The organism is Dinoroseobacter sp. S375 (assembly GCF_049800775.1).
Classification (GTDB): Bacteria; Pseudomonadota; Alphaproteobacteria; order Rhodobacterales; family Rhodobacteraceae; genus Dinoroseobacter.
This window is the reverse complement of the sequence record NZ_JBNAFR010000006.1, coordinates 56,126-74,080: the sequence shown is the minus strand read 5'-3', so window position 1 is coordinate 74,080 and position 17,955 is coordinate 56,126. Positions and strand designations below refer to the sequence as shown.

Sequence of the window (17,955 nt, the reverse complement as noted above, 5' to 3'; positions counted from 1 at the left end):
CCCGGGGAAGTTCAGGGGAGGAGTGCACGGATTACCCGCCGTGCCGGGAACAGTTACCCCCCGCGCCTTTGCGCGAGGGGATGCGCCGGAGGCCCGTGGGGCGGTTCCTGCGGCGTATTCGGAATGGGTCCGGGGGGATCGGGCACCCTGCCCCCGGTCAGAGGTGATGTCGGCCAGAGGCGGTACTTGGGCAGGCGAACTACCAGGAAAACCCGCCCTTTCCTCGCCGATAGCCGTCGCCCTGCACGCCGAAGCGCGGTTCTTGTGAGTGGTGGTCATTGGGCGGCCCTCCCGAAAAAGCGGGCAGGTCCGGTGTCGTAGGCATCGAATAGATACCAAGCGCAGTTGTCCTTGCCGGTCTGGCCGTTCTGCATCCATGAGACGCGGCCAACCGAGACGATCTTGCGGCACATCTTGAGGTACGGCGCGGCTTGCTTGGTGTGCATCCAATCCGCGTCAAACAGCAGCCAAGTGGGCCGCAGATGCGCGAAATGGTCGATCATCGGATGCAGGATTTGCCGAGTCCACGGCGGGTTTGTGATGATGTAATCAGCTTCTGCCATCGCAACGCTTTTCTGCCCGACCGAAAGCGCATCCGCCCGCTGCATCCAGCCATCAAGGCCGCGCGGCTCGATGTCAGAGCAAGCAACGCAGTTGCCAAAGGAAAGCGCTCTGATGAGCGCGCCACTTCCGGCGCAAGGCTCCCAATAAGGCGCGCGGCGCGGCAGGTGGCCCCTGAGAGGCTCCACCGCCTCGCGCGGTGTGTCGTAGGTGTCGTGCTTTCGACGGGGAAAATCAGAGCGCTTACCCACGACGCCACCGCAGCGCAGCCAGCGCCCCCAGCAGCAGCAACCCAGGCCACGGCAGCGGAATGGCCGTAGGCTCCGGCGCAACGAACGCCGCCACATCCGACAGGCTCACGCCCGCCAGCACAGCGAAGGTCAGACCGCCGATGATGATGGCCGGGTCAAACATCGCGACAGGCGCAATCACGTCCGAGACGAACTTGCCGCCGACATAGGCGTCTGAGGCTACTGCAAGGTATGTGCCGAGGGTGTCTGCGGCTATGATGGTCAATTCAAAGCCCCCCGCTCACGTAGCAGAGCTATGCGGACCAATACGGCGCGCTGCGTCCGGCCAAACTCCTCGGCCATCGCCCACACCTCGGAGCCCGTTGAAACCATTATGGCCAGGTCGGCATCATCCTCGGGGGTCCAGGGCAAATTGCGCTGGAACGGCGTCGAGAGAGTGCCGGGGAAAAGCTCAGGGCACTTCGGCGCATCCGCCAATACTTCTTTGGCCTGTTCGGGATCCAGAGCGTAACCGAAGCCCCGAACGTTTTCGATCGTCAGGCTTGTTTTCTTGCGAACCTTGCTAACCAAAACATCGATCAGCTTTTCTTCGACCTCGCCGCGCAAGCCGCAGATGGCGGTGTAAATACGCTCTTTGGGGGCAACGTCAGGAGCGCTGGAGGCCAGCACCCAGATGAGCCGACTTTCCTGCGGAGTGACGCCGTATCTCTTGGCTATATGAGCAAGAGCCGCCTGATCCTCGCACGTCAGCCGCCGCACGATTTCTATGGCGTACTCTAGGCGTTGATCCTCTGGGGCCTCGCGTATTTCGCGCTCAAGGCTGTGCATCACTGGCCCCCGCTTGCTGTGGTTGCGAGGGGGCTCATTGCGGGGCCTCACCGTGCGGAGAAGCGGCCCTGAGAACCTTCTTAAACTTGGGCCAACCCGAAACCGGGACAGCGCCGCCTGTTGCCTGCTCGATCCGCTGCGCAACCTCTAGGCTGGGTTCGCGGGTCTCATCCAATAGGCCGTACAGATACGGGCGCGACACACCAAGCGCCGCCGCCGCGTTAGTCATGTTCCAACCTTGGGACTTGATATGTTTGTGGAGAGTGCTCATGTCGGAGCAATGTCTCACATTGCGACAAGCACGTCAACAAGCAACGAACCGCCCTGTCACTATTACGGTCGTGCGTTGGCTATGCGAAAGTTTTACTCAGTGCCCATGGCACTTAGGATTCGTGAACTCCGGGAAGCTAAAGGCTGGACCCAGGCTGACCTTGCGGCACGCGCGAACATGTCGCGCTCTCAACTCGCTATGATCGAGAGGGAGACAAGGCCCGCCAACACATTGAGACTAAACGCAATAGCCAAAGCGCTTGGGGTGGCGCCTGAGCGACTATTCTCAGAGGGCGGGCCAGAAGCTCAAATCATGGACCTTATGCGCAGTCTTTCCGAAGAAGATCGTGCTGCGATTGTGCATCTGGCGGAGGCTCTGGCGCAGAAGCATCAGCGATGAGCTGCACTTGAAGTAGCAGCCTTCCCACATCCCTCTCGCTTAGCAGTGGCAACATCTCGATCAGCCTCTGTGCCGACTGTTCATAGGTCACTTGTGTCTCCTGTACGGGGCCAGTTTCACAAAATCTTTAATTAACAAATCAGGCCCCTGAGGTCCAGCCGTCGCACATTGTGACATTACTTGTTGACTGTCATGTCGCAATATGAGACAGTGCCTCTATCAACAACGGATAGAGACCACAATGCAATCGCCCCCCATCATCAGTTTGCGCCCCACGATTTGCCCGCACTGCCGAGGCACGGGGTTTGACAGCGAATTCCAGCACATGGGCGCGCTCGTCGCCCCGCCCTGCCCATTCTGCGGTGGCGACAATGGAACAGCCATCACTCTGCCGGTCATTGCGGCCAGCGCTGCCGATCACGCATTCATCGCTCAGCGATAACGCCCTCAAGCAACAGAGGTGAACACGATGAACCAGCGCCACATAACAGACCTCCGCCACGGTGAGCCGGTGACGGTCAAGATCGCCCCCAGCGAAGGCGGCGCGGTTGTTGAATACCTCTACGGTAATGCGCGCGGCTTCGACTATTGCAGCGACTGGTCCGAACCGTGGGCCGAGATCATGGACCCGGAGAACGAGCGCGGCGAGGAATGCTTCGCCTGCTTCGACGCGGCCCATGACACCGAGATTGATCTGATCGGCTGCTTGGTGGGCGACGTCTTTTATGACAACGCGAACCTGACCGAGCTTGGTTTGGACGTGGCCCGCCTCACCGACATTACCCTCAACGAATACCACGCATCCGCCGTGGCTGCTGAGTGAGGAGAGAACGATGAGGCTGACAGAAATCGACAAAAGGCAATTGGTGCATAGCGCGCGCGGCGGGGGCGAACTGCGTTCGCATAGCAACTTCGATAAGCCCCACAAGCGCGTTCAGAAGCTCATCGATGCGGGGCTGCTCGTTTCGGCCTTTGAGGCGACAGAACTCGGCCGCGAAAAGGCACGGGAAATCATCGAGAAAGAATGGCCGGGCGATGACCTAGCGCACCATCGCGAGAAGCTTTTCGAGGAAATCAAGTGATCCCCCGGTGCGCGCCTAGGGCATCCCCCTAGCACCGTCCCCCACCGGAACAGCCCTTGGCGCAGGGCGTCCGAGCCGGAGCAGAGACTATGAACGCACAGACACAAGAAATCGCACCGGCCATGTCTCCCGAGGCTTGCGACTTGTCCCGCTATTACCGCAACCAGCGCTCGGCCTGTCAGAGCCGCCTGCGCGGCAAGCTCTTCCTCAGCGAATACACATCACTCCGCGCGCGCATTGCGCATTACACGAACCTCATTCGAGCCTTGGAGGGCCAGTCATGAACCACGGATTGAAAGCCAAGACCATCAAGGCGATCCTCCGCAAGAAGGTGGACGAGTGGCTGGCGTCAATTGAGGACGAAAGCCTGCGCAAAGACTGCGCAAAGGAGGTTGTGGTAACAGGCGGCTGCATCGCCTCCATGCTTCTGGGCGAGACCGTCAACGATTTCGACGTCTATCTGCGCAAGAAGGAGACAGTTCGCAAGCTCGCCGAATACTACTGCGAGCGCTTCAAAGCCATCAAGTCGGCGCAGGGCGGTGTCCCTTACGACGTCTTCGTGGAGGACCTCAAAGACACCCGAGGGAAGGACCGCGTTCGCCTTGTGGTGCAGTCTGCTGGCGTGGCTTCCGCTGATGCCGAAAGCGACTATAAATACTTTGAGAGCCGACCCGACCACGAAGCGGGCGATTATGTCTCCGAGGCATTCGACCCTCTCAGCGAGGTCGCTGATATCGTGGAGCCGATTAAAGAGGAACTGGCGGAGGGAACACCCTATGAACCCTCGTTCATCAGCTCCAACGCCATCAGTCTAAAGGGCAAGGTGCAGATTGTAGTTCGGTTCTTCGGAGACCCGGATGAAATCCATGAGAACTATGATTTCGACCACTGCAAGAACTACTGGGAGGCGTCAACGGGCAAGCTGACCCTGCGGCCAGAAGCCCTTGAGGCCCTTCTCAGCAAAACACTGGCCTACTCTGGGTCTCTATACCCGCTCTGCTCGGTCATCCGGACCCGCAAGTTCATAGAGCGCGGCTGGCGCATAAATGCTGGCCAGTATCTCAAAATGTCCATGCAGCTTTCCGATCTCGACCTCAAGAACCCCGCCGTCCTTGAAGAACAGCTCACAGGCGTTGACGCGGCGTACTTCGCCCAAGTCATCCAGCGAGTGAAGGACAAAGACCCGAACCGGGTAGACGCCGCCTACCTCACCGAAATCATCGACCGGATGTTTTGACCATGAACCAGATCGCACCCATTGGCCACAATACCCCGCCGGACCCCATTGACGAAGCTCTAGCGCCCTATGGCGACACAATCAGCGAGGCCGAAAACTGGTTGGATGGAGAGCCTGTCACTGACGAAGGTCAGATGAAGGCTGTTGACGCGCTGATCAAGACAATGCGCACGGCAAACTCCGATCTGGGCAAGGCGAAGAAGGCCGCAACCGCTCCGTTGCACGATGCCTGGAAGGCTGAAATCGCACGGTGGAAGCCCACCGAAGATGATATCGAGCGCATCCGCAAGGGCCTTACCGCCCTAGTCGCGCCGCTCAAGCAGAAGCTGGCGGATGAAAAAGAAGCCGCCCGGGTTGCGGCCCAAGAGGAGGCCCGCCGTAAAGAGCGTGAGGCTCAGGCCGCCATCGCTGCAGCGAATGTGGCTGACATTGAGGAACAGCGCGAGGCGGCGGCAAAGATCCAAGAGGCGCGAGAGGCCCAAAAGGCCGCAAGCGCAGCGAACAAAGATACCGTCAAGGGTATGCGCACGGTGACCAAATGGGAGATCACCGATTACAGCGACATGCTGCGCTGGCTGAACAAGAACGACCGGCCCGCGCTCGAAGAATTCTGCAATGAGTACGCCCGCCGCTACCACAAGGACGGCACCCCCATCGCCGGTGTCCGCGTGTGGACCGAGAAAGAGGCGTACTGATGGAATTCGCAGAACTTCAACGCAAGGTGCACGTCGCCAAGGATCGCCGCAACGACTTCGGCGGGTACAACTACCGCACGGCAGAAGGCATCCTGTCCGCGATCAAGGCTGCGCTGCCCGATGATGCAACGGTGACTGTCACCGATGAATTGCAGGAGCTTGCCGGGCAAATCTTTGTCTCCGCGACCGCCAAGATCAGCTTTGCCTCTGGCGAAGAATACAGCGCAACCGGCCACGCCCTGCACCCGCTGACGAAGAAGGGCATGGACCCTTCCCAGATCACCGGCTCCGCATCTAGCTATGCCCGCAAGTACGCTCTGTCCGGCCTTGTGGCTTTGGATGACGGGTCAGTTGACCCTGACGCCACGAACAAGGGCGATGAGCCTGAACGCCCCGAATACACGGACGCGCAGAAGCGGGATACGCTCAAGGGCCTGTTGGAAAAGCAGACGACCAAGCAACTGGTCAACGCGACATGGGCCAATCCCAAGTTCGACGCGGCCTATAAAGGCTTGCCTGAGCCGATGCAACTTGAACTGCAGGCCGTGAAGAACGCGCGCATGGAAGCCGTGCCGGATGATCCCGCAATGCAGGCCCCGGCAGCATGACCCGGCCTGTTATTCTACGCAGCGATAGTCAGCGCGAGTACGCCTGCACGCTCATAATGGGCGCAGACAAGGACAGCGTTGTTACCATCAAGGGGCCTCAGAAAAGCCAGAGCGATGAACAGCGCAACCTGTCGTTCATTTGGTACGCGGACGTAGGGCGGCAGTTGGACGGCTGGTCCGCACAGGACGCGCGGGCGTTCAGCAAGTTGCATATCGGCGTCGGGCTTCTCCGCGCACACAAAGAGGACTTTCGCGAGCAGTGGGATCGCTTGATACGCGACCGCTTTAGCTACGCCGAGAAGCTCGATTTGATGCTGGAGCCGCACGATTACCCCGTGTCCCGGATCATGGGTGTGAAGCTTATGCGGCAATACTTGGACTCGATGCACCGCCACTGGTCCGGTCAGGGCGTTTCTCTGACCGGACCAGTGGCCCGCAAGTATGAGGGCGCGGCATGAACCGCCCTCTGCGCCCCGTGCCCAAGCCCATCAAGCGGAAGAAGAAGCCACGCCGGGAGCGTCAGGGGCTTGTTGATAAGCCCCACGTGGCCCGCGTGCGCCGCCTGCCCTGCTGGGCTTGCTACGAATACGGCATGACACAGACCACACCAACCGAGGCCCATCACCCGATCATAGGTCGGCTGTCGCAAGACAGAGCCCCGGACGTCGAAGCCCAGCCCTTGTGCACCCATCACCACCGAGGCGGAGACCCGAACAAGATCGCCATTCACATCGACCCCAAGGGGTTCGTTGCAGCCTACGGCACCGAAGCAGACGGAACTGCATGGGCGCACCGCATGATTGAGACAGGACGGTTCGAATGAGCACCACAACAGACAAGACCATGGACGCCGAGGCGCTGGCAGCGCTCAAGAAGTTGCAGGCCGCTGTCGTAGAGGACTCTGACCGGTGGTCCGGCCACGATGTTTTCGTAGGGTTTGGCCAGCACAAGCAGCGCGACTTTCTAAAGGCCAAGGGGGGCTCCCTCGACGCGGCCAAGGCGCTGCATGACGCGGTGCTGCCGGGGTGGGGTTGGCGCTTTCATGAACGATACGGCGACGGGGTGACTAAGGAGTCTGAGGCTAAAAGAGCTTGGGTTTCGCGTCCGCATAGCTGGCGTGTTGGACATACTGCAGACGTGGTTGACGACAACGCAGCACGTGCGTGGTTGACCGCGATCATCAAGGCCCTGATCTGGGAGGCCGAGCAATGACCTGCAATCAGGACCTAAAAACCATGCTGGCGAGAGCAAAGCGGGATGCGGCACGCCCGCAGCGGCAGTCTTTGACCATGCTCGTGCAGGCCCGAGACGCCGAGGAAACCGCAGAAGGCTATGACGCCTATGAACGGGCAATCGACGCTTTGCTGAGGCACCCAAAACTGCAGCGCTGGCGCGAAGAAGTGCTCAACGATTTGGCGGACATGGGTCAAGAGGCCGAGCAATGACCGATATGGACGCTAAGACGCTCGAAGCCCTCAAGGCCAGCATCGCGAAGTGGGAGAAGAACGCGCGGGTGCGGAAGGCGGAGAATGCGAAGCTGACCGTTATTGATTGCCCGCTTTGCGACCTGTTCCACAAGCTTGGCTGTGAAGGCTGCCCTGTGGCTGAGAGGACCGGGGAAATCTCGTGCTGGGACACCCCATACGAGCACGCGTATCATGAGCGCGGAGAATGGCTTGAAGATGCTTCTCGCGGCCCCCTTTTCCGCGCCGCCGCCCGTGAGGAAGTCGCCTTTCTCAAGAGCCTTCTCCCGGAGGCCGAGCAATGACAGACAAGACTACGGACGCCGAGACGCTGGCAGCGCTCAAGGAACTGCTGGCGATGGTGGAGGCTGGGGTCGTTGGGACGCGCCTTATTCCACTCTGCCCTCCAGCGGGGGTGAGTACGTCCCTCGTCTTGAGAGCCTATAACAACCACGCGTCAGCAGCGATAGACCTTATCGAGAATGATCTTGCTGGATTTGATTGGTCAATAAGCAGCGCCGGTAGCGCGATGGTTTGGCATTCTGGGGACGCCCCGTTTCGCGAACCCCACATTAGCGACAACCCATATCCCGCTCGTGCTGCTCTCTGCGCTTTCTTAAAAGCCAAAATAGTTGAGGGATAGTAATGGCATACTACAAACCCTGCAAAAACTGCGCCGGAGGCCGAGCAATGAAATCCGCCTTCGAAACCCTCAACACCGAGCGGATGCGCCGGGAGGCGATCTGGGCAGCAGTGCGCGAGTGGACCGTGCCCGTCTCGGTCGGGCTCTTGCTGATTGCAGCAATCACGTATTGGCCCGGCCCCAAGGCTATCGGGCAGTTTCAATATGACATGGAGGCAGGCCAATGATGCTACCGCCCGAAGCGCCAAAGACGCTTGACGAAGCCATCGCGCAGAGCGCGTTCTACGTAAATCTTGCCATGGAGCTATACTCCCCCAAGTACGTTGTAACGCTGGTCTCAGGCGGCAACGATAGCGCCGCCTGCCATGCGCTTGCTGTCGAGCTGGGGCTACCAATTGCGGCGACAATTCACGGACACACTGGCTGCGGGCTCAAGGGCACAACGCACTTTGTCCAGGCAAACTACGGAACCGATGCGCCCCTGATCATTGCAGATGCCGGAACCTCGTATGAGGAATATGTGCTGCGAAAAGGGTTCTTCGGAAAAGGTCGCGACGCGCACAGCTATGCGTATCGAGTGCTAAAGGCACAACCCTTTCGGAGCGCAGTATCGTCTGAGCTCCGGAAAGGCCAAAGAGGCGTGCGCGTGCTTCTCCTGACCGGGGCATACAAGGCCGAGAGTGAGAACCGCAAAAAGAACATGGCGCGCGGACGCATAGACCCCGGCGCTCAAAGCAACATCTACTTCAACCTTATCCACGATTGGACGCCCGAGCTTCGCGACGAATACCTCGCAACGCGCAACATTCCCCTCAACCCAGTTGCAAGGGCACTCTGTAGGTCTGGTGAGTGTATGTGCGGCACCATGCAAAGCCCTGAGGAGCGAATAGAAGCGGCGGCCTATGACCCTGAGTGGGGGGCTTGGCTTGACGACTTAGAAGCCGAGGCGCTGCACCTGCACAAATTCGGCTGGGGCGAGAACAAGCCCAAGCCGGACAAGGCGCAGCCCAATCTGTTTATGCCGATGTGTGAGGGTTGCGGAAAATGAGGCCGTTTGAAGCGAAGCATGACATGGAGGCAAGAGAATGATTGTCCTGTCTCTGTTCGATCACTCCGGCATTGCCGTTGAGCCCTGGGCTGCTGCGGGCCATGAGTGCCTGTGTTTTGACAAAGAACACGCGACATTTTCCAGTCACGGCAACGTCGCCTTCATCCCGGCAGACCTCGACCCCGGGGCCGAAGGGTGGACCGTTGTTCGCGCTGTCCTCCGCCGACCGGGCCGCAAGCTCGTGTTGGGCTGGCCACCGTGTGACGATCTCACAGCGTCGGGGGCCAAGCACTTCGCGAAGAAAGCGGAAAAGGACCCGCACTTCCAGGCAAGGGCCGTCAGGCGCGCTACGCTGGTCGCTGAGGAGGCCGAGGCCGCAGGGGCTGCTTGGCTCGTGGAAAACCCAATCGGGCGGCTGTGCACGCTGTGGCGCAAGCCGGATGCCATATGGGATCCGTTCCAATTCGGGGGCTACCTGCCCGAGGAAGAGGAGCACCCCGAATGGCCCAGATACATCGCGCCGCGAGACGCCTACACGAAGAAAACCGGGGCATGGTTCGGGGGCGGGTTCGTCTTCCCCGAAGCTCGCCCGGTCACGCCCGAGATACTGGAGCGCGAGACCAAGAGCGGGCGCATCATTCGCGGGTCCCGGCAGTTCATGCGGCTGGGTGGGTCTTCGCGGAAAACCAAGCTGATCCGCAACCTGACCCCGCGCGGGTTTGCGCGGGCGGTATTTGAAGCGAACATGGAGGCGAGAGAATGATCCGAGCAACCCTGCTAACGTGCCTGCTGGCGTCACCTATCGCCGCTGACACCATCCATCTGCGCGAACACCCCAGCGCCATGGCTGAGCTGTTCTACCGCAACGACCCCGCGCAAAACAGCGTGCAAGGCGAAACGCGGCACGAGGTCAACGGTATCGCGGAGCTGGAGAAAGAGAACGCGCAGCTGCGAGCCGACTGTGCCAAGTGGGAGAAAATGGCGCGAGCCGCGATGAACGTGGCTGTCGATGCCTATGACGTGCCGAGCGCCGCGCAGCAGGACAAAGGATAGAGGCGATGGTCATTCTTCGAACCCGATCACCGCCGCATAGACGCCCCGAGCTGAGGCCCGCTGCGCGGCTCGCTTGCGATCAGGGGAATGCGCAGTCCGCTAGACAGCCGACCGCCGGGTATCTGGCCCCGGTATGGAGGCCCCTATGTGGGAATAACTCAGAGCGCCGGGGCACCTGATCGCCCCGGCTAGCCCCCACACACGGAAGGAATGAGACGATGATCAAATCTGAAATGCGACACTTGGCTGACAGGCTAGACGATATGGCAGCCGGTTTAACCCAGATCGACTTCGCAGTTCCGGTTGAGCCGCGTGACGACGCGAGCGCCGACGAATGGCGAGACTACGGCTTGGAAGTCGCCGACAAGCTGGCCGAAGCTGAAAAAGTCACACTCAAGATCAGCGAGCAACTTCAAGAGTAACCCATAGCTGAGAAAGGATAGACCGTGCCCGCGACACCCCTCTTTGTCAAAGACACTGGCGCTGCACGCCTGCTTGACATGTCCACGAAGGAATTTCGTAGGCTGGTCGAGCAAGGCGCGCTGCCGCGTCCGGTGAACTTCGATAGGTGGGATGTGGAGCAGCTGAAAAGCGTAATGCGTGGGGACGCGCACCGGCCCGATCAGGGCTTTGAGCTATGACCCGAAAGGCCCGCCCGTACACAAAGCGCGTCAACGGCAAGGTGCATTACCGGATCACGTGGACCGAGAACGGCAAGCGCCGGGAGCGCTCTGTCTTGATCCCGTTCGCCGAAGACACGCCCGAGTTTGACGCCAAGTATTGGGAGTTGCGCAGTGGTCGCGCGCCGGAGCTGACGAAGGCCCCCGCGACGAGCTGGAAAGCCTTGGTGGACAGCTACAAGGCCTCCCGGCGCTACAAGGCGCTCGCCACCGGCACCCGCCGGAAATACGACCCGATTATAAACCTGATCCTGGAAAAGAATGCCGACCGCGATGTCCGGTTCACCACCCGCGCCCACGTTCGGGCGGCACATGAGAAGTACGCCGCAACGCCCCGCAAGGCTGACTATATCGTGCAAGTCATGTCCCTGCTGTTCGCCCACGCGATCCGGCTTGACTGGATCAAAGACAACCCGGCAAAGGGCATAGAGCTGTTCGGAAAGCAGCGCGAGTATGAGCCATGGCCGGACAAGGCCCGCAAAGCATATGTGAACGCCTGCCGCTCGCTCGACGAGGCTGACGCCCTCACTGCCTACATGCTGGGGGTCTTCACCGGGCAGAGGCCGGGAGACTGCTGCAAAATGGAATGGGCGCACTATGACGGGGAATTCATGGACGTGGTGCAGGACAAGACGGCGACCCGGCTGTCGGTCTACTGCCCCAAGCCGCTTAGGGATTACCTCGACGCCATGCCCCGCAAGGGCAAGTTCATCCTCGCGAAGAACCTAACCGAGCCCATGGGCTACGATGCGGTGTCGCGGGCTATCAGACGGGTCAGGACCGCCGCCAAGGTTCTGGGCTATGTGGCCCACGGCTGGCGCTCAAACGCCGCTGTGGAGCTTGCCGAGGCGGGGTGCAGTGACGCCCAGATCCAAGCCGTAACCGGCCACAAGACGACCGCCATGGTGCAGAAATACCGGGCGCGGGCGTCTCAGAAGAAAATGTCGAAATCAGCGCAGAGAAAGAGGAAGTGATGGGTAACGAAAGTGGGTACAGTCCAATCACTATCGCGCGCTTCTGGTCCAAGGTCGATGTGCGTCCCGACAATGATGATTGCTGGGAGTGGCAAGCGGGGACAAAGGGCGCTGGGTACGGAATTCTAAAGGTCGATGGGAATGTGAAGATTGCCAGCAGAATGGCATGGGAGCTTATTAACGGTGAGCCACTTGGGAGTCGCCACGCGCTTCACTCTTGCGACAATCCCAGATGCTGCAACCCGCATCACATCGCGGCAGGGACTCACGAGGAGAACATGCGGCAAGCGGGCGAGCGTGGCCGCAGCAGTAACGGCGATCAGGCGGGAAGTTCGAACAATCGAGCCAAGCTATCCGACCGAGACATCTTGCGAATTCGGTCCCTGATCGCCGCTGGCCTGACTAACGTGGAAATCGCCAAAAGGTACTCCGTGACGCACAGCATGATCTCTAGGATTCGCACGGGGCGGTCCTGGAACGGAACAAAAACGAAATGAGAAAGTGGGTATGGGTGTGGGTATTGGCATAACAAACGCGGCCAAGAAAGCGGGCCGGGAGGAGAAATTCCCAAATGCTTTCAATATGGTGCCCGAGAAGGGACTCGAACCCTTACACCTTGCGGCGGGGGATTTTGAATCCCCTGCGTCTACCAATTCCGCCACTCGGGCACGCGGGTGTGCTACCGCCACAGAGCCACCGCGTCCAGAGCAAAAAAGCCCTTGGCCGCCCCTAGAACATCACCCCGACAAGCCACAGGGTGATCCCCGGGAAGCTGACCAGAACCACCACCCGGATCAGGTCCGAGGCCACGAAGGGCGCGACACCACGATAGGTCCGCCCCATGGGCACATCCTTCGCCATCGAGTTGATGATGAACAGGTTCATCCCCACGGGGGGCGTGATGAGACCGACCTCCACTACGATCAGCGCGAGGATGCCGAACCAGATCGCGGCCTCCTCCGGTGTCAGGCCGAAATCCAGGGCCTGCACGATGGGAAAAAAAATCGGAATGGTCAGCAGGATCATCGACAGGCTGTCCATCACGCAGCCGAAGACCAGATAGCACAGCAGCATCGCCGACAGCACCATCAGCGGCGCAAACCCTTGTGTCGTCACCCATTCGGCCAGTTGTTGCGGCGCCTGGGTGAAGGCGAGGAAGGAGTTGAAGAGCTGCGCGCCCAGAACGATGAAGAAAATCATCGCCGAGGCGCTTGCGGTCTGCAGGATCGAATCGAGCAACCCGCGCCAGGTCAGCCCGCCGGTCGCCCAGCCATAGAGCCCCGTGGCAACCGCCCCCACGGCGGCCCCTTCGGTGGGTGTGAACAGCGCCTGCACCCCATCCTGTGCCCAGTTCCAGTCCCCGGCAATCCCGCCCATCACCAGCCCGAAGATCAGCACGACCGGCCAGATCCGCCAGAGCGTCCGCATCCGCTCGGCCACGGGGATCCGGGCCGCGGTGGTGGCTGCATCGGGCTTGATCCGCACATAGATCGCCACGGTCAGCATATACCCCAGCGCCGCGATGATGCCCGGGATGAGCGCTGCGATGAACATCTTGACGATGTTCTGCTGAGTCAGGATCGCGTAGATCACGAGGATGACCGAGGGCGGAATGAGGATCCCAAGCGTGCCGCCCGCCGCCAGCACGCCCGTGCTCAGGCTGTCGGAATAGCCGCGCTTGCGCATTTCCGGCAGGGCCACCTGCCCCATGGTGGAGGCTGTGGCGAGCGAAGACCCGCAGACCGCGCCGAAGCCCGCACAGGCCCCGACCGCCGCCATGGCCACCCCGCCCTTGCGATGGCCCAGCCAATCCGACGCGGCCTGAAACAGCGCGGCGGACATACCCGACTTGGTCGCGAACTGCCCCATGAGCAAAAAGAGCGGCACGATGGAGAGCGAATAGCTCGAGAACGTGTCATAGCTCAGGGTCTTGAGCTGGCTCAGGGTCGCGTTCGGATGCCCCAGCACCATCCAGGTGCCGAAGAACCCCGTCAGCCCCATGGCCACGGCGATCGGCACCCGCAGAAAGATCGCCCCGAGCATCAGGGCAAAGGCGATCAGGGCCAGTTCGATCCCGCTCATGGCGTGGCCTCCCGCCCGGCAAGTACCCAGTTCAGGCTGCGCCAGACCGTGTAGAGCGCCACCAGCACGAAGACCGCAGCCCCGGTAACGGCCAGCGCATAGGGGATCCAGATCGGCAACTCGAGCTCATAGGTGGTTTCCGGGAAGAACGGTTTATAGCCCATCGAGAGGGTCTCGCGCAGAGCGTCGGAGCCATAGGGAAACTTCTCGCCAAACCCGAGCCAGAGCCGCCAGAAGATCACGCCCGCCGCCAGCGCGATGAGCATGTCCCCGATCAGGCCGGTCAGCGCCTTGAGCCGCGCCGGGAGACGGTCCACGAAGATATCCACCGTCACATGGCCGCGCTTGAGCTGGCACCAGGGCAGAAAGGCAAAGATCGCCACGGCGCAGCCAGCCTCCACAAGCTCGAAATCCCCGGTGATCGGGCCCAGCCCGAGCCCGATCAGGGCGCGCCCGGTGATTGAGGCCACGGTGAGCAGGGCAATCGCCACGAGGACAAGACCACCGCCATAGGCCAGCCACCGCGCCAGCGCTTCGAGCACGCGGCCCGTCCGGGCCTCCAGGGTCGGTGCGATCATCTGAGCGTATCTCTTACTCTGGCGGGCAGGAACAGGCCGGGACCGTCCCCTTGGGTCGGTCCCTGATGTACCCTGCTCAGGCAGGGACGCAAGGGGCAGAACACCGCCCGCCCCGCGGCGTGCGCCGGGGCTGCGCGGGTCCGCGCGACGCGCATGCGTGTCGCGCCCCGGTCTCCGATTGCCCCGGCTGAAGTGGGATCTGTGGCAGGCCCCGACATGCGGGACCTGCGGACGCGCCTAGCTGCCGCCGTTTTCGTGCTTGGTCACGAACATCTTAGCATCCTCGACCATGGCCGCACCGGGCAGGCCCTTGCTCTCCATCTCGGCGACCCAGGCCGCCGTCAGATCATCCCCGATCTTGCGCAGCTCCGAGACCGTGCCGTCATCCAGCACGTGGATCTTGTTGTCCGTTCCAGCGACGACGCCCTCGCCCAGCTCGTCCCCCTGATCCATGGCGCGCCCGGCCCAGGCAGACGCCTCCAGCCCGGAATTGGCATCGATGATCGCCTTGAGGTCCTCCGGCAGCCGGTCATAGCTGGCCTTGTTCATCCCCCAGACGAAAAACGTATTATAGAGCGCCCGGTCTCCGCCGATCTGGGTATGGCTGTCGGCCAGCTCATGCACCTTGAGGGGCGGCACGATCTCCCACGGGATCACGCCCCCATCCACGATCCCTTTCGACAGGGATTCCGGAAAGGCCGGGACCGGCATGCCCACGGGCGTCGCCCCGAGCGTCTCCAGCAGCTTGTTGGCCTGCCGCGAGGGTCCGCGCAGCTTCAGCCCGTCGAAATCAGCCGTCCCCATAATCGGATCGCCCTTCTTGTGGATCACACCGGGACCATGGACATGGACGGCCATAAGGTGGATATCCCCCATCCGTTCCATCAGGTATTTCTCGGTGAACTCCCAGGCGGCCCGGGACGATGCCTCGGCGGACATGGTCGTCATGAAGGGCAGCTCAAACGCCTCACTCTCGGGAAAGCGCCCGGGCGTATAGGCCGGCAGGGCCCAGCCGCAATCGATCACCCCGTCGCGGATCTGGTCATAGAGCGCGGGTGGCTTGCCGCCCAGCTGCATCGCCGGATAGATCTCGACCTTGATGCGCCCGTCGGAGTCCGCCTCGATCTTCTCCGCCCAGGGCGTGATGAAAAACTTGGGCACCGACCCTTGCGGGCTCAGGAAATGCTGGCACCGGAGCGTGACCTCCTGGGCCGCCACAGCGCCCGCGCCAAGCGTCAGGGCCACCGCCCCCGTGAGGACGGTCTTCATAAGGCTGTTCATGGTGTTCCCTCCCTGGAACGACTGCAATCACATATCGCCCGGGGCGGATCGGTCTTCTGCCATCGCGGCCCCGGCTGGGACGAGTGTAGCCGGACCACGCAAAAGCGCCAGAGGTTTGTTGCATCTGCAACGAGCGCACTCGAGCATCGCCGCAGGCCAGCCTGCGGCAGTGGCGCACGCACCCGGCCAGGCTCATACACGGGAATTTGGACCCCGGGGCGATCTCTATGCTGAACCACGGGCAGCGCCGCGCCCTAAACGGGGCTGGCCCCCACCCGACCCACTTCTGGTTTTGGGCGGACCCGCGCCGGGGTGTGAAGATCCCGGCACCGACGGTGTCTGCCTCTGGTCCGTCCCATGCGTCCTGCCATCAAAGCCCACCGAGACCGCACAGCTTTTCCCGGTCCCCCCTGCGGTCTGGCTCTGGCCATGGCGAAGCGCATTTGCTAGCCCCCTTGCAACGCGCCCTCATGGTCCGAGCGCGCCTAGATCAGGAGCCTCGCCCGATGGCATCACCGTCTGAGGATTTGTCCATCTCGCAACGCCTTCACCAGTTGGCGGAGGATGCGGAGGGCACATCCGTGTCCCTCGGCTGGGTGATGACGCAGCTCCATGAGCAAGCATTCGGGCTGTTCCTGCTGATCCTCGCCCTGCCCTGCTGCATCCCGTTTCTTTACGGCGTTCCGCAAGTTGTGGCCTTGCCGCTCATGTTCGTGTCGGCCCAGATCCTGTTCGGACGCCAGACCCCCTGGCTGCCAGAGCGGCTGAGCGCGCGGGAGGTCAAGACCGAGAGCCTGTCGAGCCTCGCAACACGCGCCGAACCCTGGCTGCGGCGGCTCGAAGGTGTCAGCCGCCCCCGGCTTGCGGCCCTGACCCACGCCCCCGCAGACCGCATTGTCGGGCTGGCACTGGTGCTGTTCAGCGCGTCGATTCTCGTGCCCCTGCCCTCGACCAACACGGTGCCCGGCATCGCGGTGGTCATCGTTGCAATGGGCCTGCTGCAGCGGGACGGGATCCTTGTCGTTCTGGGCGCGCTTATCGGGACCGCCTGGATCGGAACGCTTCTCTTCGCCGGTGCGACGGTCATCAGCCTCCTGAAATCATGGGTCGGCCTCTGATTGTGATCCGCCGGGGCCTTGCGGCGCCCCGGGACATGGGCGAAGAACACCCATCCGCCGGTCTCAGAGGTCTCGATGCTCGATAATCCCCGCATGCTCGCACTGATCGCCGCTGGCGGGTCTCTTGCCATGCTGCTGGGCGCCTTCGGCTTTCAGCATCTCGGCGGGCTTGCCCCCTGCGCCATGTGCCTCTGGCAGCGCTGGCCCCATGCGGTCGCGGTGGCGGCCGGGGGGCTGAGCCTCGTCTCCCCCCTTGCAGCCTGGCTTGGTCTCGGCGGCGCGCTGACCACCGCAGGGATCGGCGGCTACCACACCGGGGTGGAACGCGGCTGGTGGGAAGGGCCCACCACCTGCACCTCCGGCGACATCACCGGCATGAGCCCCGAGGACCTGCTGGCCTCGATCATGGAGGCCCCGCTCGTGCGCTGTGACGAGGTCGCGTGGGAGATGCTGGGCCTTTCCATGGCGAGCTGGAACATGGTGATCAGCCTCGGTCTCGCCCTGCTCTGGGCGCTGGCCCTGATCCGGGCGCGGCGCAGCTGAGCTCGGCCGCCCGCACGTGGCGCACAGTTGGCAAGACATCGCTGCGTCTCTAGCCTGTGCGCGGGCAACCACGGGGAGGGTACGGGATCGCACATATCATCGAGGACCGCATGGCGGCGCAGATCGACGGGGATTTCGTGCTGTTCCTGATCGGCATGCGGATCAACAAGCCATGGAAGATCGCCAAATGGCTGCCCGCACTTTTTGCCATGCCACGGATGATCAAGGAGCTGGAGGCCTTACCGGCGGATGAAACCGGGTTTCTCGGCCATAGCGGCGTGGGCCTGGGGATCACGGTGCAATACTGGCGCAGCTTCGATCATCTGGAGGCGTATGCGCGCGCCGAGGACCATCACCACCGCCCCGCCTGGACCGCGTTCAACAAACGGATGAAAGGCGCGCGGGGCGATGTGGGGATCTGGCACGAAACCTATCTGGTGCGCGACGGGGCCTATGAAGCGATCTATTCCGGCATGCCGCCCTTCGGGCTCGGCCGGGTGGCATCGCTGGTGCCCGCCACGGGCAACCGTGCCGAGGCCCGCGCGCGCCTGACGGGCTAG

At 62.0% G+C, this 17,955-nt stretch carries 30 protein-coding genes and 1 tRNA gene; 23 read left to right on the top strand and 8 right to left on the bottom strand.

The window, feature by feature from the left end; genetic code table 11:
* Window positions 1-275: 275 nt before the first annotated feature.
* From ACP150_RS14170 to ACP150_RS14155, 4 genes are read right to left on the bottom strand one after another with little or no spacing between them, the layout of a single operon-like run.
* A complete protein-coding gene (locus ACP150_RS14170) occupies window positions 276-812 on the bottom strand; it encodes a class I SAM-dependent methyltransferase (protein WP_424967313.1) in 537 nt (178 codons plus the stop codon).
* Window positions 805-1,077, bottom strand: a complete 273-nt coding sequence (locus tag ACP150_RS14165) for a hypothetical protein (RefSeq protein ID WP_424967312.1) — start codon at window positions 1,075-1,077, stop codon at window positions 805-807. Before ACP150_RS14165 ends, ACP150_RS14170 begins: the two co-directional genes overlap by 8 nt.
* Window positions 1,074-1,640, bottom strand: coding sequence for a winged helix-turn-helix domain-containing protein (locus ACP150_RS14160; protein WP_424967311.1), 567 nt, complete (start codon window positions 1,638-1,640; stop codon window positions 1,074-1,076). Before ACP150_RS14160 ends, ACP150_RS14165 begins: the two co-directional genes overlap by 4 nt.
* A gap of 34 nt (window positions 1,641-1,674) precedes the next feature.
* Window positions 1,675-1,911: a helix-turn-helix domain-containing protein gene (locus tag ACP150_RS14155; protein WP_424967310.1), complete on the bottom strand. Its 237-nt coding sequence runs from the start codon at window positions 1,909-1,911 to the stop codon at window positions 1,675-1,677.
* On the opposite strand from ACP150_RS14155, the gene ACP150_RS14150 reads away from it, so the two are divergent.
* The 20 genes from ACP150_RS14150 to ACP150_RS14055 all read left to right on the top strand — a co-directional run bounded on the left by ACP150_RS14150 (window position 1,891) and on the right by ACP150_RS14055 (window position 12,290).
* Window positions 1,891-2,310: a helix-turn-helix domain-containing protein gene (locus tag ACP150_RS14150; RefSeq protein ID WP_424967309.1), complete on the top strand. Its 420-nt coding sequence runs from the start codon at window positions 1,891-1,893 to the stop codon at window positions 2,308-2,310. The genes ACP150_RS14155 and ACP150_RS14150 overlap by 21 nt on opposite strands.
* A 469-nt stretch (window positions 2,311-2,779) precedes the next feature.
* Complete coding sequence (locus ACP150_RS14145; protein WP_424967308.1) at window positions 2,780-3,133, top strand: hypothetical protein; 354 nt, start codon at window positions 2,780-2,782, stop codon at window positions 3,131-3,133.
* 10 nt (window positions 3,134-3,143) lie between these two features.
* A complete protein-coding gene (locus ACP150_RS14140) occupies window positions 3,144-3,392 on the top strand; it encodes a hypothetical protein (protein WP_424967307.1) in 249 nt (82 codons plus the stop codon).
* A gap of 89 nt (window positions 3,393-3,481) precedes the next feature.
* The gene (locus ACP150_RS14135; protein ID WP_424967306.1) at window positions 3,482-3,676 is read left to right on the top strand and encodes a hypothetical protein; all 195 of its coding nucleotides are present in this window, start codon (window positions 3,482-3,484) and stop codon (window positions 3,674-3,676) included.
* Window positions 3,673-4,629: a hypothetical protein gene (locus ACP150_RS14130; RefSeq protein WP_424967305.1), complete on the top strand. Its 957-nt coding sequence runs from the start codon at window positions 3,673-3,675 to the stop codon at window positions 4,627-4,629. The genes ACP150_RS14135 and ACP150_RS14130 overlap by 4 nt, the downstream gene beginning before the upstream one ends.
* A 2-nt stretch (window positions 4,630-4,631) precedes the next feature.
* Window positions 4,632-5,324 (top strand): hypothetical protein, encoded by a 693-nt coding sequence (locus tag ACP150_RS14125; RefSeq protein ID WP_424967304.1) that lies wholly within the window; start codon window positions 4,632-4,634, stop codon window positions 5,322-5,324.
* Window positions 5,324-5,932 (top strand): ERF family protein, encoded by a 609-nt coding sequence (locus ACP150_RS14120; protein ID WP_424967303.1) that lies wholly within the window; start codon window positions 5,324-5,326, stop codon window positions 5,930-5,932. The genes ACP150_RS14125 and ACP150_RS14120 overlap by 1 nt, the downstream gene beginning before the upstream one ends.
* Window positions 5,929-6,390 carry a hypothetical protein gene (locus ACP150_RS14115; protein ID WP_424967302.1) on the top strand — a complete coding sequence of 154 codons (462 nt, stop codon included), beginning with the start codon at window positions 5,929-5,931 and terminating at the stop codon, window positions 6,388-6,390. Before ACP150_RS14120 ends, ACP150_RS14115 begins: the two co-directional genes overlap by 4 nt.
* Window positions 6,387-6,755, top strand: a complete 369-nt coding sequence (locus tag ACP150_RS14110; protein ID WP_424967301.1) for a hypothetical protein — start codon at window positions 6,387-6,389, stop codon at window positions 6,753-6,755. Before ACP150_RS14115 ends, ACP150_RS14110 begins: the two co-directional genes overlap by 4 nt.
* On the top strand, window positions 6,752-7,144 hold the full coding sequence (locus ACP150_RS14105; RefSeq protein ID WP_424967300.1) for a hypothetical protein: 393 nt from the start codon (window positions 6,752-6,754) through the stop codon (window positions 7,142-7,144). The genes ACP150_RS14110 and ACP150_RS14105 overlap by 4 nt, the downstream gene beginning before the upstream one ends.
* Window positions 7,141-7,377 carry a hypothetical protein gene (locus tag ACP150_RS14100; protein ID WP_424967299.1) on the top strand — a complete coding sequence of 79 codons (237 nt, stop codon included), beginning with the start codon at window positions 7,141-7,143 and terminating at the stop codon, window positions 7,375-7,377. Before ACP150_RS14105 ends, ACP150_RS14100 begins: the two co-directional genes overlap by 4 nt.
* Window positions 7,374-7,700, top strand: coding sequence for a hypothetical protein (locus ACP150_RS14095; protein ID WP_424967298.1), 327 nt, complete (start codon window positions 7,374-7,376; stop codon window positions 7,698-7,700). Before ACP150_RS14100 ends, ACP150_RS14095 begins: the two co-directional genes overlap by 4 nt.
* A 385-nt stretch (window positions 7,701-8,085) precedes the next feature.
* On the top strand, window positions 8,086-8,265 hold the full coding sequence (locus ACP150_RS14090) for a hypothetical protein (RefSeq protein ID WP_424967297.1): 180 nt from the start codon (window positions 8,086-8,088) through the stop codon (window positions 8,263-8,265).
* A complete protein-coding gene (locus ACP150_RS14085; protein ID WP_424967296.1) occupies window positions 8,262-9,086 on the top strand; it encodes a phosphoadenosine phosphosulfate reductase family protein in 825 nt (274 codons plus the stop codon). Before ACP150_RS14090 ends, ACP150_RS14085 begins: the two co-directional genes overlap by 4 nt.
* 37 nt (window positions 9,087-9,123) lie before the next feature.
* Window positions 9,124-9,849, top strand: a complete 726-nt coding sequence (locus tag ACP150_RS14080; protein ID WP_424967295.1) for a hypothetical protein — start codon at window positions 9,124-9,126, stop codon at window positions 9,847-9,849.
* Complete coding sequence (locus ACP150_RS14075; protein ID WP_424967294.1) at window positions 9,846-10,139, top strand: hypothetical protein; 294 nt, start codon at window positions 9,846-9,848, stop codon at window positions 10,137-10,139. Before ACP150_RS14080 ends, ACP150_RS14075 begins: the two co-directional genes overlap by 4 nt.
* 218 nt (window positions 10,140-10,357) lie before the next feature.
* Entirely contained in the window at window positions 10,358-10,561 is a 204-nt protein-coding gene (locus ACP150_RS14070) for a hypothetical protein (RefSeq protein WP_424967293.1), read from the top strand.
* A 78-nt stretch (window positions 10,562-10,639) separates the two neighbouring features.
* The gene (locus tag ACP150_RS14065) at window positions 10,640-10,780 is read left to right on the top strand and encodes a hypothetical protein (protein ID WP_424967292.1); all 141 of its coding nucleotides are present in this window, start codon (window positions 10,640-10,642) and stop codon (window positions 10,778-10,780) included.
* Window positions 10,777-11,793, top strand: a complete 1,017-nt coding sequence (locus ACP150_RS14060) for a tyrosine-type recombinase/integrase (RefSeq protein ID WP_424967291.1) — start codon at window positions 10,777-10,779, stop codon at window positions 11,791-11,793. The genes ACP150_RS14065 and ACP150_RS14060 overlap by 4 nt, the downstream gene beginning before the upstream one ends.
* Window positions 11,793-12,290 (top strand): HNH endonuclease, encoded by a 498-nt coding sequence (locus tag ACP150_RS14055; protein WP_424967290.1) that lies wholly within the window; start codon window positions 11,793-11,795, stop codon window positions 12,288-12,290. The genes ACP150_RS14060 and ACP150_RS14055 overlap by 1 nt, the downstream gene beginning before the upstream one ends.
* Window positions 12,291-12,376: 86 nt before the next feature.
* Here ACP150_RS14055 and ACP150_RS14050 read toward each other — a convergent pair.
* From ACP150_RS14050 to ACP150_RS14035, 4 genes are all read right to left on the bottom strand, one after another.
* Window positions 12,377-12,461: transfer RNA gene (locus ACP150_RS14050), tRNA-Leu, on the bottom strand.
* A 61-nt stretch (window positions 12,462-12,522) separates the two neighbouring features.
* Window positions 12,523-13,875 carry a TRAP transporter large permease gene (locus ACP150_RS14045; RefSeq protein WP_424967289.1) on the bottom strand — a complete coding sequence of 451 codons (1,353 nt, stop codon included), beginning with the start codon at window positions 13,873-13,875 and terminating at the stop codon, window positions 12,523-12,525.
* Window positions 13,872-14,453, bottom strand: coding sequence for a TRAP transporter small permease (locus tag ACP150_RS14040; RefSeq protein WP_424967288.1), 582 nt, complete (start codon window positions 14,451-14,453; stop codon window positions 13,872-13,874). The genes ACP150_RS14045 and ACP150_RS14040 overlap by 4 nt, the downstream gene beginning before the upstream one ends.
* A 237-nt stretch (window positions 14,454-14,690) precedes the next feature.
* Window positions 14,691-15,734 (bottom strand): TRAP transporter substrate-binding protein, encoded by a 1,044-nt coding sequence (locus ACP150_RS14035; RefSeq protein ID WP_424967287.1) that lies wholly within the window; start codon window positions 15,732-15,734, stop codon window positions 14,691-14,693.
* A 506-nt stretch (window positions 15,735-16,240) separates the two neighbouring features.
* On the opposite strand from ACP150_RS14035, the gene ACP150_RS14030 reads away from it, so the two are divergent.
* From ACP150_RS14030 to ACP150_RS14020, 3 genes are all read left to right on the top strand, one after another.
* A complete protein-coding gene (locus ACP150_RS14030) occupies window positions 16,241-16,852 on the top strand; it encodes an exopolysaccharide biosynthesis protein (RefSeq protein WP_424967286.1) in 612 nt (203 codons plus the stop codon).
* Between the two features lie 75 nt (window positions 16,853-16,927).
* Window positions 16,928-17,395, top strand: a complete 468-nt coding sequence (locus tag ACP150_RS14025) for a disulfide bond formation protein B (protein ID WP_424967285.1) — start codon at window positions 16,928-16,930, stop codon at window positions 17,393-17,395.
* A 56-nt stretch (window positions 17,396-17,451) separates the two neighbouring features.
* A complete protein-coding gene (locus ACP150_RS14020; RefSeq protein ID WP_424967284.1) occupies window positions 17,452-17,955 on the top strand; it encodes a DUF4188 domain-containing protein in 504 nt (167 codons plus the stop codon).